This window comes from Vibrio splendidus 12E03 (assembly GCF_000272105.2).
GTDB classification, from domain to species: domain Bacteria; phylum Pseudomonadota; class Gammaproteobacteria; order Enterobacterales; family Vibrionaceae; genus Vibrio; species Vibrio splendidus_I.
The window spans coordinates 1-1,044 of record NZ_AJZD02000006.1; the positions used below are offsets into that span (position 1 = coordinate 1).

2 protein-coding genes are annotated in these 1,044 nt (G+C 45.9%); both read left to right on the forward strand.

Going from position 1 to position 1,044, the window contains the following annotated elements; genetic code table 11:
* Window positions 1–37: 37 nt before the first annotated feature.
* Window positions 38–442 (forward strand): hypothetical protein, encoded by a 405-nt coding sequence (locus A142_RS00750; protein WP_139137148.1) that lies wholly within the window; start codon window positions 38–40, stop codon window positions 440–442.
* 242 nt (window positions 443–684) lie between these two features.
* Window positions 685–1,044, forward strand: a 360-nt coding sequence (locus A142_RS00755) for a hypothetical protein (protein WP_019821728.1), incomplete at its 3' end; no start/stop codon positions are given.

The window sequence follows — 1,044 nt, forward strand, 5'->3', positions numbered from 1 at the left end:
TGCTTGAGCATTTCTCTCACTATGGAGGGTGATGTTGATGCAGATTATCTATGTATATGATGATGAAGGCACCATGGCACTGGCCAAAATAACGGAAAGTCAATCAGCGCAAGATGCTGCGATCGATGTGGTTGAGGTTGTGGTGAAGTGGACAAAAGAGTTCGGCTTTTTGATTTATGCTCACAATGAGTGCCGTGCGCATCTTCAAGAACTGGAGCAGTTAACGCTGCAGGTGAAAAATCATGAGGTCGATATCCATCAACCCGATTGGTTTCGTAGCGTGTTGGGTTTTACTTTTTCGGTTCAAAAGCCTGAATGCGACGAGGTTGAGTGGCCGACTTGCAAAAAATATCGAGAAGAGGAGGTGTTACCGGATGAACAAGGTCACTGTTCATTGTGTGGCAGTCTTATGAACAATAAAGGAGAGTGTCTGTATCAATGAACAAGGGAATTGACTTAACGCTTTAACATCAAACGCCAGCGATAAGCTGGCGTTTTTGTTTCTACTGTAAATGTAAAACTCTACTTGAGGTTTAATGCTTAGCAGTTAAAAAACCAGTAATGATATCACAATTTAAAAAATAAATACTCGTTAAAAATACATCCACCAATGTATTTCTAATCGAGATTTTCCTCTTGCCTTTTTGTTAGCGTGTCGGGGTCTTTTATTGTCAGGAGAATGATATGCAAACGCGCTGGCTCATGTTGTCTTTTGCAGGCTTGTTGGCCGGGTGTCAAACCCCGCCTGAGCCTGTAGAGACGCCGCCACCCCCATTAAATATTCGCACCGCCCCCGAATTATCGGGCAGCAGCGTGCAAACCTCACGTTATGTCATTGAACGCTCGGCAGGCGAGCAAATGATCGACATCTTAGGCGTGCCGATTGAAGCTCGCTTGCCGGTGATGAGTAAAATGAGCATCAAAGACGGCGTCGAGTTTTTATTGTCAGGCAGTGGCGTGTCGCTGCGCACCCCGACGTCTTACGCTGAAACGCAGCTCTATGCGCAACCGTTGCCTTTGGGTCATACCGATATGGGGCACATG

Coding starts and splice junctions, on each gene's coding strand:
- A142_RS00750 (WP_139137148.1), top strand. CDS start 38: ATGCAGATTATCTATGTATATGATGATGAAGGCACCATGGCACTGGCC.